This is a genomic window from Herbiconiux sp., from assembly GCF_023264855.1.
Classification (GTDB): domain Bacteria; phylum Actinomycetota; class Actinomycetes; order Actinomycetales; family Microbacteriaceae; genus Herbiconiux.
Window position 1 is genome coordinate 39,151 of sequence record NZ_JAHFUW010000001.1, and the last position, 14,108, is coordinate 53,258.

Annotated in this window: 13 protein-coding genes; 2 read left to right on the forward strand and 11 right to left on the reverse strand. The window is 69.1% G+C overall.

Annotated elements, in window-relative coordinates; all coding sequences use genetic code 11:
* Positions 1 to 13: 13 nt before the first annotated feature.
* Complete coding sequence (locus Q0D75_RS00175) at positions 14 to 1,051, reverse strand: YafY family protein (RefSeq protein WP_291047945.1); 1,038 nt, start codon at positions 1,049 to 1,051, stop codon at positions 14 to 16.
* 115 nt (positions 1,052 to 1,166) lie between these two features.
* On the opposite strand from Q0D75_RS00175, the gene Q0D75_RS00180 reads away from it, so the two are divergent.
* Entirely contained in the window at positions 1,167 to 1,553 is a 387-nt protein-coding gene (locus Q0D75_RS00180; protein WP_291047948.1) for a VOC family protein, read from the forward strand.
* 58 nt (positions 1,554 to 1,611) lie between these two features.
* On the opposite strand, the gene Q0D75_RS00185 is transcribed toward Q0D75_RS00180, so the two are convergent.
* The 9 genes from Q0D75_RS00185 to Q0D75_RS00225 all read right to left on the reverse strand — a co-directional run bounded on the left by Q0D75_RS00185 (position 1,612) and on the right by Q0D75_RS00225 (position 12,377).
* Entirely contained in the window at positions 1,612 to 2,733 is a 1,122-nt protein-coding gene (locus tag Q0D75_RS00185) for an adenosine deaminase (protein WP_291047949.1), read from the reverse strand.
* Between the two features lie 56 nt (positions 2,734 to 2,789).
* Positions 2,790 to 4,304 carry a hypothetical protein gene (locus tag Q0D75_RS00190; RefSeq protein ID WP_291047953.1) on the reverse strand — a complete coding sequence of 505 codons (1,515 nt, stop codon included), beginning with the start codon at positions 4,302 to 4,304 and terminating at the stop codon, positions 2,790 to 2,792.
* Positions 4,301 to 5,542, reverse strand: coding sequence for a multiple monosaccharide ABC transporter permease (gene mmsB / locus Q0D75_RS00195; RefSeq protein ID WP_291047956.1), 1,242 nt, complete (start codon positions 5,540 to 5,542; stop codon positions 4,301 to 4,303). The genes Q0D75_RS00190 and mmsB overlap by 4 nt, the downstream gene beginning before the upstream one ends.
* Before the next feature lie 30 nt (positions 5,543 to 5,572).
* Entirely contained in the window at positions 5,573 to 7,120 is a 1,548-nt protein-coding gene (mmsA, locus tag Q0D75_RS00200; RefSeq protein ID WP_291047959.1) for a multiple monosaccharide ABC transporter ATP-binding protein, read from the reverse strand.
* A 119-nt stretch (positions 7,121 to 7,239) separates the two neighbouring features.
* The gene (gene chvE / locus Q0D75_RS00205) at positions 7,240 to 8,373 is read right to left on the reverse strand and encodes a multiple monosaccharide ABC transporter substrate-binding protein (protein WP_291047961.1); all 1,134 of its coding nucleotides are present in this window, start codon (positions 8,371 to 8,373) and stop codon (positions 7,240 to 7,242) included.
* On the reverse strand, positions 8,370 to 9,065 hold the full coding sequence (locus Q0D75_RS00210; RefSeq protein ID WP_291047963.1) for a class II aldolase/adducin family protein: 696 nt from the start codon (positions 9,063 to 9,065) through the stop codon (positions 8,370 to 8,372). Before Q0D75_RS00210 ends, chvE begins: the two co-directional genes overlap by 4 nt.
* 137 nt (positions 9,066 to 9,202) lie before the next feature.
* Positions 9,203 to 10,258 (reverse strand): LacI family DNA-binding transcriptional regulator, encoded by a 1,056-nt coding sequence (locus Q0D75_RS00215; protein ID WP_291047965.1) that lies wholly within the window; start codon positions 10,256 to 10,258, stop codon positions 9,203 to 9,205.
* A 111-nt stretch (positions 10,259 to 10,369) separates the two neighbouring features.
* Positions 10,370 to 11,155 (reverse strand): helix-turn-helix domain-containing protein, encoded by a 786-nt coding sequence (locus Q0D75_RS00220; protein WP_291047967.1) that lies wholly within the window; start codon positions 11,153 to 11,155, stop codon positions 10,370 to 10,372.
* Between the two features lie 22 nt (positions 11,156 to 11,177).
* Complete coding sequence (locus Q0D75_RS00225) at positions 11,178 to 12,377, reverse strand: adenosylhomocysteinase (RefSeq protein ID WP_291047969.1); 1,200 nt, start codon at positions 12,375 to 12,377, stop codon at positions 11,178 to 11,180.
* Positions 12,378 to 12,461: 84 nt separating this feature from the next.
* Here Q0D75_RS00225 and Q0D75_RS00230 point away from each other — a divergent pair, with 84 nt between their 5' ends.
* Positions 12,462 to 13,421: a nucleoside hydrolase gene (locus Q0D75_RS00230; RefSeq protein WP_291047971.1), complete on the forward strand. Its 960-nt coding sequence runs from the start codon at positions 12,462 to 12,464 to the stop codon at positions 13,419 to 13,421.
* Positions 13,422 to 13,538: 117 nt separating this feature from the next.
* On the opposite strand, the gene Q0D75_RS00235 is transcribed toward Q0D75_RS00230, so the two are convergent.
* Positions 13,539 to 14,057, reverse strand: coding sequence for a DinB family protein (locus tag Q0D75_RS00235; RefSeq protein WP_291047973.1), 519 nt, complete (start codon positions 14,055 to 14,057; stop codon positions 13,539 to 13,541).
* Positions 14,058 to 14,108 lie beyond the last annotated feature (51 nt).

The window sequence follows — 14,108 nt, forward strand, 5'->3', positions numbered from 1 at the left end:
TGGGACCATCATCTCAGGCGCGGGCGCCCCCATCCGGTGAGCTCGCTGGATGCGCGCTGATCGCCCGTCGCATCCGTTCGGCGATCTCGGCCGCGCGCTCGAGCAGGTCGGGCGGCCCGTGCAGCACGTAGTCGACCCCGGGCGGGATCCAGAGCAGGCGCGAGAGCGTCACCTCGAGGGTGTCGCCGTGGATCGGCCAGCGGGTGGTGTGCTCGTCGATCGCCTCGGCGCCCTCCGAGTACCCGCCGAACGCCTCCTGGAACCGCTCGAGCGGCAGCGCCAGCCGCACCTCCAGCGAGACGGTGCGGCGCATCCCGGCGATCGAGTTCTCGAGGAAGCGGGCGGCGTCGGCCTCGGGCAGCTCGCGGGGCGCCACGTGCAGCCGGGTGCCGAAGAAGTCGCTCATCCGGTCGAGCCGGAAGCTGCGCCAATCCTCCCGCTGCACGTCCCAGCACACCAGGAACCAGCTGCGCAGCGAGGCCACCAGGGCGTGCGGATCGACCGTGCGGGCGCTCTCGGCCCCATCGGCGGCGGTGTACCGGAAGCGGATGCGCTCGTGATCGCGGCAGGCCAGGGCCAGGCGGCCGAGGAGTTCATGCGGCACGGCCGGTGACGGCAGCGGATCCGCCGCCCGGCCGACGCCGTTCCACGAGCGCGGCGCGGTCGGCTGCAGCACCCCGCCGAGCGCGTTCACCCGTTCGCGGAGCGCCGGCGGCAGAACCTGCTCGAACTTCGCCAGCGCGCTGAGGGTGGTCGACTCGCCGTCTACCAGGCCGCGGCCGGCCGTCATCCGCAGGCCGATGGCCGTGGCCACGGCTTCGTCGTCGGTGAGCAGCAGCGGGGGCATCCGGCTGCCCGCTTCGAGCCGGTACCCACCCGAGAGGCCGCGGGTGGCATCCACCTGGTAGCCCAGCTCGCGCAGCCGCTCGATGTCGCGCCGGAGGGTGCGCTCGGTGACGCCGAGTCGCTCGGCGAGTTCGGCCCCCGGCCACTGCCGGTGGGTCTGCAGCAGGCTGAGCAGCGACAGGATGCGCGAGGTCGTTTCGGCCATGCCCTATTCTCGCTCGCCTTCAGGACAGGAAGTGACCTGAATGCTGCGTAGCGTGACTCGCATCGAGCGACAGGCCGCCGGCCGTCGCCGTCCCGAAATTGCGAGAGGACCCATCATGGACTGGAAGATCGAACTCGTCTTCATCCCCGTCACCGACGTCGACCGCGCCAAGTCGTTCTACGTCGATCAGCTCGGCTTCAACGCCGATCACGACTCCTCCCCCACCGACGAGATCCGGTTCGTGCAGTGCACGCCGCCCGGGTCGGCGTGCTCGATCGCCTTCGGCCGCGGCATCAGCGACATGCCTCCGGGATCGCAGAAGGGCGTGCAGGTCGTGGTGCCGAGCGCCGAGGAGGCGCGGGCGCACCTGATCGCGAACGGGGTGGAGTGCTCAGAGATCACCGACGAGGGCTGGGGGCTGTTCGTGTTCTTCGACGACCCCGACGGCAATCACTGGGCCCTGCAGGAGCTGCCCGACTACGCCGCCGCGAAGCAGGCGTAGCCGGGTCGCGCGTCGAAAACACCGGCGAGCGTGCGGCACGCTCACGCCGGCGGGGGACTCAGGCCTCTTCGAAGCCCTCGGAGATCGCGTCCGCCAGGTCTTCGCGGTCTTCGACCGGCAGGAAGGCCGCCGCGGCCGCGTTCAGCTGGAAGACCTCGATGTCGGCGAGGTCGTAGGCGAAGGCATCCGTCAGCAGGGCGAGCTCGCGGCTGAGCGAGGTGTTGCTCATCAGCCGGTTGTCGGTGTTGACGGTCACCTGGAAGCCGAGCTGGTAGAGCAGGTCGAAGGGGTGGTCGACGAGCTCGTCGCCCCACGCCGCGATGGCGCCGGTCTGCAGGTTCGACGAGGGCGAGAGCTCGAGCGCGATCTCGCGGTCTTTGACCCACTGCGAGAGAAGACCGAGCGACACGTAGGTGTTGTCGTCGTCCTGCCGCTCCACCTCGATGTCTTCGGCGATGCGCACGCCGTGGCCCAGCCGCAGTGCGCGCCCGTGGAACAGGGCGCCGCGGATGCTGTCGAGACCGTCGGCCTCGCCGGCGTGCACGGTGACCGGGAAGTAGTTCTGGGCGAGGTAGTCGAACGCCGCGAGATGGTTCGAGGCCGGGAAGCCGAGCTCGGCGCCGGCGATGTCGAAGCCGACCACGCCGCGGTCGCGATGGCGCACGGCCAGCTCGGCGATCTCGAGACCCCGGTCGGCATGCCGCATGGCCGTGACCAGCTGGCCCACCCGGATGCTGTGGCCGGCGCCCCGGGCGTCGTCGGTTCCGAGTTCGATGCCCTCCTGCACGGCCTCCACGACCTCGTCGAGGCTGAGACCGCGCGTGAGGTGCTGCTCGGGCGCCCAGCGCACCTCGCCGTAGATCACGCCGTCGGCCGTGAGGTCGTTCACGAACTCGCGTGCCACCCGGGTGAGGCCCTCGCGGGTCTGCATCACGCCGATGGTGACGTCGAAGGTGGCGAGGTAGCTCGGCAGCGACCCGGAATCGGCGCTGTCCTCGAACCAGTCGGCCAGCTCCTCGTCATCGGTGGAGGGGATCGTGAGGTCGATGGCGTCGGCGAGCTCGATGATCGTCGAGGCGCGCAGCCCACCGTCGAGGTGGTCGTGCAGCGAGATCTTCGGCAGCGAGTTGAAGCTGATGGCGGTTCCGGGGACGAGGTATTCCTCTGGTGCAGCGGTCATGGCTCCAGCCTAGGCTCTGGCGCCCCCGCGAGCGCTAGGGATCTCGCGGCCGGCGGTCATCCGGGAGCGATCAGCCGCATCACGTCCGCGGGATCGCCGTCGCGCACCTCACCGGTGACCCGGCCGTCGACCATGGTCACGATGCGATCGCACACGTCGAGCAGTTCGCCGAGATCGGAGGAGGCGATCACCACCCCCTTGCCGGCGGCCGCGATCGCCCGTATCCCGGCGTGGATCTCCGCACGTCGGGCCGCGTCGAGCCCGCGTCCCGGGTCGCCGAGCAGCAGCACCTGACGCTCGGACTCGGTGAAGGCCGCGACGTAGCCGCGCATCTGCTCGTGGGCCGCCCCGCCCCGGCTGAGACCGCGGACGGCACCGAGCATCCGATCGGCGACGCCGTCGCCCGCCGCCGTGTCGCTGTCGCGATCGATCAGGCCGAGGGAGACCAGCGAGGGCAGGGTCGAGGCGGTCACCGGCACGGCGATTCCGCCGACGAAGCGCACGCGATAGCGGGACGACCCGCTGGTGGCCAGGAAGAGACCCGCCGCGATGGCCTTCTCGACGGTGGAGGTGTCGACCTCCACCCCGCGCACGGCCACGCTGCCGGTGGCCGCCACGCCTTCGGATCGCCCGTACACACTGAGCAGCAGGGCGTCGGCACCCGAGTCGTCCAGCCCGGCGAGACCGAGCACCTCGCCTTCGCGCAGCACGAATCCGGCATTCTCGACCAGATGGCGCTCGGGCTCCAGCGGATCGGCCGCACTCCAGTCCGAGACGCGCAGCAGCTCGGGCCGGCCGTCGTGCGGATCGGAGGAGACCGCCGGATGCCCGGACACGGCGCCGTCGCCGGCACGCCCGATCCGCTCCCCCGGCCCGGCCATCTGCCGCAGAACCGTCTGCCGGAGCACCTCGGTGCCGTCGTCGCCGGCCGCCTCGGTGGCCACTGTGTACCGGCCGGCCAGGGCCCCGTCGCGCAGCACCGCGATCTCGTCGGCGCAGCCGATGGCCAGGGCGGGCTTCTGGGTGAAGATCACCACCGCGCATCCGCGCGATGCCAGGGCGCGCAGCTGCCGCAGGATCCCGCTCGCCTGCCCGGCGTCCAGCCGCGCCGTCGGCTCCTCGAACGCGATCAGCTCCGCACCCCGGGCGATCGCCCGGGCGATCTCCACGAGCAGGCGATCGTCCTCGTCGAGTGATCCGGCCGGCGCGTGAAGCGGAACGGCGCACCCCAGCGAGGTGAGCAGCGCCGCAGCCGACTCGCGCGTGCGCCGCCGGTCGATCCCGCCGCCGAAGAAGCCCTTGCGACGGGTGAGTTCGTGCCCGAGGAAGATGTTCTCGGCCACGTCCAGGCGTGCCGCGAGCGCGCGACGCCGGCCGATCAGGGCCAGCGGCGCCGCCCGGCGATCACCGCGCAGGATGCGTTCCGCGATCTCCCGCCGCACGGTGTCCAGGCCGGAGCCGTTCTCTCCGCACACGGCGAGAACGGCCCCGGGCCGCGCGACCAGGTCGCCGCCGACCGGAAGCGGAAGCCGGATGGCGGCCGGGGCGGCCGTGCCGGCCGTGACGCTCATCGCCCGCCGGAACGCCGCTTGTTGTACACGTCGAACGCCACGGCCAGCAGCAGCACGAGGCCCTTCACGGCCTGCTGCCACTCGATGCCGATGCCCATGATCGACATGCCGTTGTTGAGCACGCCGATGATCAGGCCACCGATGATCGCACCGCCGATGGTGCCGACACCGCCCTGCACGGCGGCGCCGCCGATGAAGGCCGCCGAGATCGCCTCGAGTTCGAAGCCGTCTCCGGCCTTGGGGCCGGCCAGGTTGAGCCGGGCGGTGAAGATGAGGCCGGCGAGCGCCGCCAGCACCCCCATGTTCACGAACAGCCAGAACGTCACGTTCCGGGTCTTGATGCCGGAGAGCTCCGCCGCGTGCAGGTTGCCGCCGATGGCGTAGATGTGCCGGCCGAAGGTGGAGCGGTTCATCACCACGCCGTAGATGAGCACGAGCACGGCGAGCACGATCAGGGTGACCGGGATGCCCTTGTAGGTGGCCAGGGCGAGGGCGAACAGCGCGATGGCCACGACCACCAGAGCCAGCTTGATCAGGAACCAGACGAAGGGCTCCACCTCCTGGCCGTAGCTCTGCCGGGCACGGCGGGTGCGAAACTGCTGCACGATCAGCGCCACGGCGGCGATCGCCGCGATCCCGATGGTGAGCGGATCGATCGGGAACTCACCGAACACATTGGTGAGGAATCCGTTGCCGAGCGCGCGGTACTCCGCCGGGAACGATCCGATGTTCGCGTTGCCGAGAACCACCAGCGCGAGGCCGCGGAAGATGAGCATGCCGGCCAGGGTCACGATGAAGGCCGGTATCCCCACGAAGGCGATCCAGAATCCCTGCCAGACGCCCACGAGCGCGCCCACCAGCAGGGACAGGATGATCGAGAGCCACCACGGCAGCCCCCACTGCACCGCGAACACGCCCGAGATCGCGCCGACGAAGGCGGCCACCGAGCCCACCGACAGGTCGATGTGCCCGGCGATGATCACCATCACCATGCCGATGGCCAGCACGAGGATGTAGCCGTTCTGCACGATCAGATTCGAGATGTTCTGCGGTCTCAGCAGGATTCCGTTGGTCAGGATGCTGAACAGCACCACCACCGCGATCAGCGCGATGAAGATGCCGTTCCGTCCCAGGTCGCTCAGGATGTGGCTGAGTCGTTCGGTGAACCTGTTCTCCACCGGATTGACCTGCGCACCCGCAGCGGTCGAATCGGAGGGCTTGGTCTCCAGGTCGGACATGTCGTTGTCTCCTCTCCGCCAGCGCTCGCGCTAGCGGGGCTTTTCCATGGTCATGAGTTTGAGCAGCGATTCGGGGCTCGCCTCGGCGATCGGCACCTCACCGGTGATGCGGCCCTCGGACAGCGCGTAGATGCGGTCGCAGATGCCGAGGAGTTCGGGCAGCTCCGAGGAGATCACGATGATCCCCTTGCCGGCCGCGGCGAGTTTGTTGATGATGCTGTAGATCTCGTACTTGGCGCCGACGTCGATCCCGCGCGTCGGCTCGTCGAGGATCAGCACCTCCGGGTCGGCGTAGATCCACTTCGAGAGCACGACCTTCTGCTGGTTGCCGCCGGAGAGCTTCCCGGTCCTCGCCAGCACACTGGGCGCCTTGATGTTCATGCTCTTGCGGTATTCGTTGGCGACCGCGAATTCCCGGCCGTCGTCGACGAGCCCGAGCGAGGCCAGCTTGTCGAGGGCGGCCATCGAGATGTTGCGCTTGATGTCGTCGATGAGGTTGAGGCCATAGGTCTTGCGATCCTCGGTGGCGTACGCGAGCCCGGCATCGATCGCCTCGGAGACCGTGCGGGTCTTCACCTCCTTGCCGTCGATGTAGACGCGGCCGGAGATCTTCGACCCGTAGCTGCGGCCGAACAGGCTCATGGCGAACTCGGTGCGACCGGCACCCATCAATCCCGCGATGCCCACGATCTCGCCGCGGCGCACGGTCAGATTGACCGCATCCACCATCACCCGGGACGGGTCCTGCGGATGATGTGCCGTCCAGTCCTCCACGCGCAGCACCTCCTCGCCGATGTGCGGGGTGTGGTCGGGATAGCGGTGCTCCAGGTCGCGGCCCACCATGTCCTTGATGATCCGCTCCTCGGTCACCTCGGTCTTGGCGATCGTCTCGATCGTCTTGCCGTCGCGGATGATCGTCACGGAGTCGGACACCTTCTTGATCTCGTTCAGCTTGTGGCTGATGATGATCGAGGTGATGCCCTGCTCCTTGAGGTGCTGGATGAGGTTCAGCAGGTGATCCGAGTCGTCGTCGTTCAGCGCGGCCGTCGGTTCGTCCAGGATGAGCAGCTTCACCCGCTTGGAGAGCGCCTTGGCGATCTCCACGAGTTGCTGCTTGCCCACGCCGAGCTCGGTGATCTTCGTCGTGGGGTTCTCCCGCAGGCCCACCCGCGCGAGCAGCTTCGCCGCCTCGTGGTTGGTCTTGTTCCAGTCGATCAGCCCGAACGGGCCCTTCAGCTCGTTGTTCAGGAAGATGTTCTCGGCGATCGAGAGATACGGGCTGAGCGCCAGCTCCTGGTGGATGATCACGATCCCCTTCGCCTCCGAGTCGCGGATGTCGCGGAACTCCACGACCTCGTTCTCGAACACGATGTCGCCGTCGTAGGTGCCGAACGGGTACACGCCCGACAGCACCTTCATCAGCGTCGACTTGCCGGCGCCGTTCTCGCCGCAGATGGCGTGCACCTCGCCACGGCGCACGTCGACGGTCACGTTCTGGAGGGCCTTGACGCCGGGGAACGTCTTCGTGATCCCCCGCATCCGGAGGATGTCGGTTCTCGCCTCGGTCTCATCCGTCATGGCGGATTCCTGCTTTCTCGCGGTCGCACGGTTCGGGTGGCCCCCGGGTCTCCCCCGGGAGCGAGGGGCCACCCCGGTCGCGCACGGGCACGACCGGGGTGGCAGGGTGTTCGGGGTGGCTAGCCGTTGATCTCGGCTTCGGTGTAGTAGCCCGAGGTGACCAGGACGTCGTTGATGTTGTCCTTCACCACGATCTGCGACTCGAGCAGGTAGGCCGGAACCACCTTCACGCCGTTGTCGTAGTCGGTGGTGTTGTTGGTCTCCGGCTCGTTGCCCTCCAGCAGGGCCGATGCCATGTCGACGGCCACCTTCGCGAGGTTGCGGGTGTCCTTGAAGATGGTGGCGTACTGCTCGCCCGCCACGATGGCCTTCACCGAGTCGAGCTCGGCATCCTGACCGGAGATGACCGGCCATCCGGCGCCGACGGTGTAGCCGGCGTCGGTGAGTGCCGAGATGATGCCGCGGGAGATGCCGTCGTAGGGCGACAGGATGGCGTTCACCTTCGAGCCGTCCGAGTAGGTCGACGTGAGGATGTTCTCCATGCGCTTCTGTGCGGTCTCGCCGTCCCAGCGCAGCGTGGCCGCCTGCTCGAAAGCGGTCTGGTCGCTCTTGACCACCAGCACGCCCTTGTCGATGTAGGGCTGCAGGGTGTCCATCGCGCCGTTCCAGAAGAACGTGGCGTTGTTGTCGTCGGGCGAACCGGCGAACAGCTCGATGTTGAACGGGCCTGCCGGCGCGCCGGTGATGGCCTTTCCGTCGAGGTCGACGAGGCCGAGGCCGTTCAGAACCGAGTCGGCCTGCTGCACGCCCACCTTGTAGTTGTCGAACGAGGCGTAGTAGTCCACGTTCTCGGTGTCGCGGATCAGGCGGTCGTAGGCGATGACGGGGATGTCGTTGTCCGCTGCCTCCTGGAGCACGCTGGTGAGCGTGGTTCCGTCGATCGAGGCGATGATGAGGGCCTTCGCGCCCTTCGTGATCATGTTCTCGATCTGGGACACCTGGGTGGGGATGTCGTCCTCCGCGTACTGCAGATCGACCGTGTATCCGGCGTCTTCGAGCTGGGACTTGACGGCGTCGCCGTCCTGGATCCAGCGTTCGGACGACTTCGTGGGCATCGCGACGCCGATGAGGCCGCCGTCTCCGGATCCGGCGGCACCGTCGGTGCTGCCGGCGCTGCCTCCGCTCGAGCAGGCGGCGAGGCCGACCAGCAGGGTGCCGGCGGCGACTCCCGCGAGCAGTGTCTTGATCTTCACTGTGTTTCCTTTCCAATGGTGAGGGACTTCGTTGTCAGCTCTCCCAGCTGCCGGGCCAGGTGCGCGACCCGGGCGGCGTGTTCGAGCAGAACGGCGGACTTCACTGCCGCTCGTGCATCCGGACCCGTGGTGTACGGTCCGTGATTCTTCATCAGCACAGCCGTGCCGGCGTGCCGTCGGAGGGACTCGACGAGGACTCGCCCGATCGCGTCGCCGGCCTCGGCACCGCTTCGGCCGTCGACGCGGACGAGGGGGCCGAGGGGGATCTCGCCGCCGAACTCGGCGGCCATGCTCGTCGTGACGCAGGGGATGGGCTCGCCCTGCACCGCCCAGGCGGTGGCGTAGGGGGAATGCGTGTGGGCGATGCCGCCCACCGCAGGAAACGCGCGGTACACGTGAGCGTGCGCCGCGGTGTCGGCGGCGGGCTCGCGGCCGGCTCCGGGGGTGCTGTCCACCACCTCGCCGTCGAGGGTGCAGAGGATCATGTTCTCGGGAGCGAGCTCCGCGAACGCGATGCCGGCGGGCTTGATCACGAACAGGTCGGCTCCGCTGACCCGGCCCGAGACGCTTCCCTCGGTCCAGACGGCCAGCTCATGCTGGGTGAGCTCGGTGTGCAGTCCGGCGACCTCGGCGCGCAGACGGGCGATGCCCACCTCGACCTCGGGGCCGAAACCGCCCTTGACCTCTACCACGCATGACTCCTTTGTCAGTGTGACCGTTCACAATCGCTCGAATGTGAACGGTCACATTGGGGTAATGGTAGTCCCGGACCGGCCGATCGTGTCAAGCCGCAATTGTCTCGTTTCGGTAACCGAGGGGTCGGGCGCTGTCAGAGCGCCGGCCGGGCGGTCGAGCCGCGCACGATGAGCTCGGGGGTCACCGATCGCAATCCGGGGTGGGAACCCTCCCCCTCCGAGCCCGCAGCGGTCTCCGCGGCGGCGGTGCCCACTAACAGGGAGACGGCGCGGCGGCCGAGCTCGGCGAAATCCTGTCGCACCGTCGTGAGCGGCGGCCAGAAGTGCGCGGCCTCGGGGATGTCGTCGAACCCCACGACGCTGATGTCTCCCGGAACGTCGAGACCGGCATCGCGGATGGCGTGGATGAGGCCCAGCGCCATCTGATCGTTCGAGGAGAAGATGGCGGTGAAGTCGCGCACGCGCAATAGCTCCCGCCCGGCGTAGTAGCCGAACTCGGCCGTCCAGTCGCCGAGGATCGGAGCGGTGGTCGGAACGTCCCGGTCGCCCATCTCCAGCAGGAACCCCTCCATCCGCGCCTCGGCCTCGATCCAGTCCTGCGGCCCGGTGAGGTGGTAGATGCCCCGGTGGCCGAGATCGATGAGGTGCCGGGTGGCCAGTCGGGCACCCATCATCTGGTCGACCGAGAGGGAGTGGTCGTTCAACCGCCCGGTCGATTGCAGGGTTACGAAGGGCAGGTCGAGGTCCATGGCCGCGAGCGCGTCGAAGACGCGCACCTGGGGCGCGATCACCACCATCCCCTCCACGGCCTGGTCGAGCAGGTGCGTGATCGCGCGAGCGATCGACTCCTCGTCGTCGCCCACCACGTTCGCCGTGATCACCAGGTAGTCCTCGAGCAGCGCCGCCTCCTCGATGGCCTTGATGCTCGAGGCCGGGCCGTACTCGCTGCGCGAGGAGGTGAGCACCCCGATGGTGCGCGACCGGCTGGTCACCAGCGCGCGCGCCGCCCGGTTCGGCCGGTAGTTCAGGCGCGTCATCACGCTGAGAACGCGCGACCGCGTCTCGTCGCGGATGCTCGGGTGGTCGTTCAGCACCCGGGAGACCGTCTGGTGCGACACCCCGGCCTCGCGCGCGACGTCACGGATGCTGGGCGCGCGTCCCCGCCTGCCCTCCGGTGCCGCTTCAGTCATGGCCTGCTACTCGCGCTCTCTGCCGTGCGCACGTTCACATCGGCGTCCGCGGTACCATTATGCCCGCTGACATGAGCAGTTCCCGGGAGCGGCGAACCGCCTCGAGCATCGCTAGGCGTCCGCGGCGAGCGCCAGCGAGCGGGCGATCTCTCCCGCTGCGGCACCCGCACGCTGCACGACCACCTCGGGCGTGGTGGCACTGAAGCTGGTCGCCACATAGGGCACCGTGAGAGCTGCGACCGCCGAGCCGTCGCCCCGGAGGATGGGGAAGACCACGTCGGTGATGCCCGGCTGGCGCGCATCCGATCGCTCGAGGTAGCCGTCGCGCAGGATCTGCTGCAGCATCTCCTCGATCGGCGAACGGTGAAGGTCGGGGGGTCGCCGCCGATACGAGTCGAGCACCATCCCGGTTGCCGTCTCCGCCACGGGGAACAGGGCCCCCACCCGCACCTGGAAACCGAAGTCACCCGGGCTCTCCACCTGGGCGATCACGCGCACGCGCTCGGCATCGAGCACCGACACGTTGCACGACTGCCGGATGTCGTCGGCCAGGCGCCGCATCACAGGAAGGGCCGCCGCGGTGAGCGAACGCAGCGGCTCCTGCCGGTGCGCCAGGTCGAACAGCCGCAAGGAAAGCCGGTAAAGTCCCGACTGCTTCTCCCGGAACAGGTAACCGCGCCGCTCGAGCGTGGTCAGCACCCGGAAGATCTGGCTGGGCGAGCGGTCGATCGCCTGCGCGATCTCCAGCTGCGTCAGGCCACCGCTCTCATCGGCGAGCAGCTCGAGGATGTCGAGCGCCTTGTCCAAGGCGGGCACCGCGTAATCAGGGCCGGCCTTCTCGCTGGGGGCGGTCTTGTCGGTCGGGGTGCTCTTCTCGCTCGGGGTCGCGGACGCCATCGCCTACTCCTGTCGTGCCGCGCTACTCGGCCGCGTTCAGCGCGGCGAGCATCCGGCGGGCGATCGTGCGGTCGATGTCGTCGGGCACGGGCTGCGCCCCCGCCACGAGACTCGCCGCAGCGGTGGCCACGCGCTCGAGGGAGAGCGTCTGCAACAGGAATCCGAGGTCCATCGACTCGAGGGAGTTGCCCTTGGGCTCGCGCCCGGCGAGGTTGAACATCCGGCCGCCGGCCAGCAGGATGACGTGCCTGCCGTTCGGCAGCTCGATCCGTTCGATCGCCTCGACGATCTCGCGCCGGGCGACCGACGCGGCCCGGAGACCGGCGACGTCGATCTCCCACGGGAAGTGTCCGCAGTTCGCGAGCACGGCGCCGTCACGCATCCGCTCGATCGCTTCGACCGGAAGCACACCCGGATGGCCCGTGGCGGTGATGAACACGTCGCCCCACTCGGCGAAGGCGAGCGCCCCTTCGGCCGAGACGCGGAACCCGTCGAGGGCGGCCTCGAAGGCCTTCAGCTCGTCGACCTCGACGACCGCGACCTTGCCGCCGAGCGCCCGCAGGTAGTGCGCCACCCCGCGGCCGCACCAGCCGTAGCCGAAGACGACGAACCGTCGGCCGGGCACCATCAGGTTGGTGATGCGCATGAAGCTCTCGACCACCGACTGGCCCACGGCGTGCTTGTTCTCGCCGATCGCCTTCAGCAGGCTGTCGTTGATCACGATCATCGGAAAGCCGACCGTGCCCGCCAGCTCGCCGCGCAACCGGTCTCCGCCCGAGGTGGTCTCCTCGGTGCCGCCGATCACCGACGCCGAGTCGCCCCGGGCGATCAGGCCGGCGGCGAGGTCTCCCCCGTTGTCGAGCAGCATGTCGGGCTTCGCGTCGAGTACACGCCCCACGTTCTCGTGGTGCTGCTCGAGGGTGTCGTCGCGCGTGCCGAACAGCGTCATGCCCAGCGTGCCCAGGTAGGCGACCACATCGTCTTGGGTGGAACCGTGGTTGCCCGTGCCCACCACCTCGGCGCCACCGGCGGCCAGCGTCTCCAGCAGCACCGCCGTCTTCGGCTCGAGGTGCAGCGACATGCCGATGCGGTGCCCGGCGAACGGGAGCGTGCGAGCGAATTCGGAGCGCGCAGCCGCCAGCAACGGCATCCGCGATCGGATCCATTCGACGCGGGCGGCGCCTCGAGCGGCGAGATCGGTGCGATCGGTGAGCTGGTCCATGCCGGAAGTATTGCACAGGTGAACGTCGTTTTCATATATGCTTTCCGAACCGGGCAGAACCACCCGGAGAACGACGGGAGCGGCGTGCCTCAGAAGATCATCCTCGACTGCGATCCCGGGCACGACGACGCGATCGCGATCCTGCTCGCGCACGGCAACCCCGAGATCGAGCTGCTGGCCGTCACCACGGTCGTCGGCAACCAGACGCTCGAGAAGGTCACCCGCAACGCCCTCGCGGTGGCCAGGGTCGCCGGCATCACCGGCATCCCGTTCGCTGCCGGCTGTGCCCGGCCGCTGGTGCGCACCGTCGAGGTGGCGCCCGACATCCACGGCGAGTCGGGGCTCGACGGGCCCGCGCTGCCGGAGCCCACGCTCGAACTCGACGGCCGGCACGCCGTCGACCTCATCATCGACACGATCATGGCCCACGAGCCGGGCACGGTCACCCTGGTTCCGACCGGTGGGCTCACCAACATCGCCCTCGCCGCCCGCAAAGAGCCGCGGATCGTGCCGCGCGTCAAAGAGGTCGTGCTGATGGGTGGCGGCTACAACGTGGGCAACTGGAGCGCCACGAGCGAGTTCAACATCATCATCGACCCCGAGGCCGCTCACATCGTGTTCAACGAGTCCTGGCCGCTCACCATGGTGGGGCTCGACCTCACGCATCAGGCGCTCGCCACGCCCGAGGTCGTCGAGCGGATCCGCTCGATCGGCACCGGGCCTTCGCGGTTCGTGGTCGAGCTGCTCGACTTCTTCGCCTCCACCTACCTCGAGGCCCAGGGGTTCGAGCATCCTCCCGTTCACGACCCGTGCGCCGTGGCACTGGTCATCGACCCCGCCGTGATGACGGTGCGTTCCGTGCCGCTCGACGTCGAGCTCTCCGGCACGCTCACGCTCGGCATGACCGTGGCCGACTTCCGCTCCCCCGCCCCGGCCGACTGCACCACCAAGGTCGCCATGGAGCTCGACCACGAGCGTTTCTGGTCCCTGATCGTCGATGCCCTGGAGCGCATCGGCGACCCCGAAGACCCGCCGCTGCACTGACCTGAACTCACCGCCCTGCGGCCGAGCCGCCCACGGCGGGCCGAATGACTGCACGCATTCGGACCGCGGTGCACGGCTCGGCCGCACGAACACGCGAGCGGGAGCGGGAGCGGCCGATCAGCCCCGCACGTCGTGCAGGTGATGCACCGGGTCGTGGATGAAGTACCGCGCGAGCGTGTCGACCGTGAAGGCCGAGCCGTCACCGCGGAACCCGCGTCGCTCCCAGGCGTCGGCCGGCACCTGCTCGAGGGCTCTGGCGAGCACCTCGGCCGCCTCGGTGAGCTCGGCGGAGACCGTCGCCGGATCCTGTTCGTTGTAGCGCTCGACGAGCGCGGTCTCGTCCTGGTCCCAGTTGGGGAAGGCCGGGTCGTCCTGCTCCAGCATCAGCCCGAAGCGCACCCGGAAGATCCGGAACACGTCTCGCACGTGCGCCCCGTACTCCAGGGCCGACCAGGTCGACGGATCGGGCCGCACGGCCACATCCGCTCGCCCGAGCACGGCCGGCCACGCGGCGGCGTTCTCCCGCAGCATCCCGGGCACCGCGGAGGCCGGCGTGGTCGAGGAGTCGAAGCCGCACTCCGGGCACTCGCGCTCGAGCACCCACGTCCAGTTCTTGGTGTCGGGAACGATGCTCATGCCTCAACCCTAGAGACGCGCTGCGCGACCCCTCCACCGCATTCCGGTCAC

What these genes read in the sequence shown, in the direction of transcription:
- Q0D75_RS00180 (WP_291047948.1), top strand. Translation starts at nt 1,167, where the DNA reads ATGGACTGGAAGATCGAACTCGTCTTCATCCCCGTCACCGACGTCGAC.
- mmsB (WP_291047956.1), bottom strand. Translation starts at nt 5,542, where the DNA reads ATGTCCGACCTGGAGACCAAGCCCTCCGATTCGACCGCTGCGGGTGCG.
- Q0D75_RS00185 (WP_291047949.1), bottom strand. Translation starts at nt 2,733, where the DNA reads ATGACCGCTGCACCAGAGGAATACCTCGTCCCCGGAACCGCCATCAGC.
- Q0D75_RS00220 (WP_291047967.1), bottom strand. Translation starts at nt 11,155, where the DNA reads ATGGCGTCCGCGACCCCGAGCGAGAAGAGCACCCCGACCGACAAGACC.
- Q0D75_RS00235 (WP_291047973.1), bottom strand. Translation starts at nt 14,057, where the DNA reads ATGAGCATCGTTCCCGACACCAAGAACTGGACGTGGGTGCTCGAGCGC.
- Q0D75_RS00225 (WP_291047969.1), bottom strand. Translation starts at nt 12,377, where the DNA reads ATGGACCAGCTCACCGATCGCACCGATCTCGCCGCTCGAGGCGCCGCC.
- mmsA (WP_291047959.1), bottom strand. Translation starts at nt 7,120, where the DNA reads ATGACGGATGAGACCGAGGCGAGAACCGACATCCTCCGGATGCGGGGG.
- Q0D75_RS00215 (WP_291047965.1), bottom strand. Translation starts at nt 10,258, where the DNA reads ATGACTGAAGCGGCACCGGAGGGCAGGCGGGGACGCGCGCCCAGCATC.
- Q0D75_RS00175 (WP_291047945.1), bottom strand. Translation starts at nt 1,051, where the DNA reads ATGGCCGAAACGACCTCGCGCATCCTGTCGCTGCTCAGCCTGCTGCAG.
- Q0D75_RS00190 (WP_291047953.1), bottom strand. Translation starts at nt 4,304, where the DNA reads ATGAGCGTCACGGCCGGCACGGCCGCCCCGGCCGCCATCCGGCTTCCG.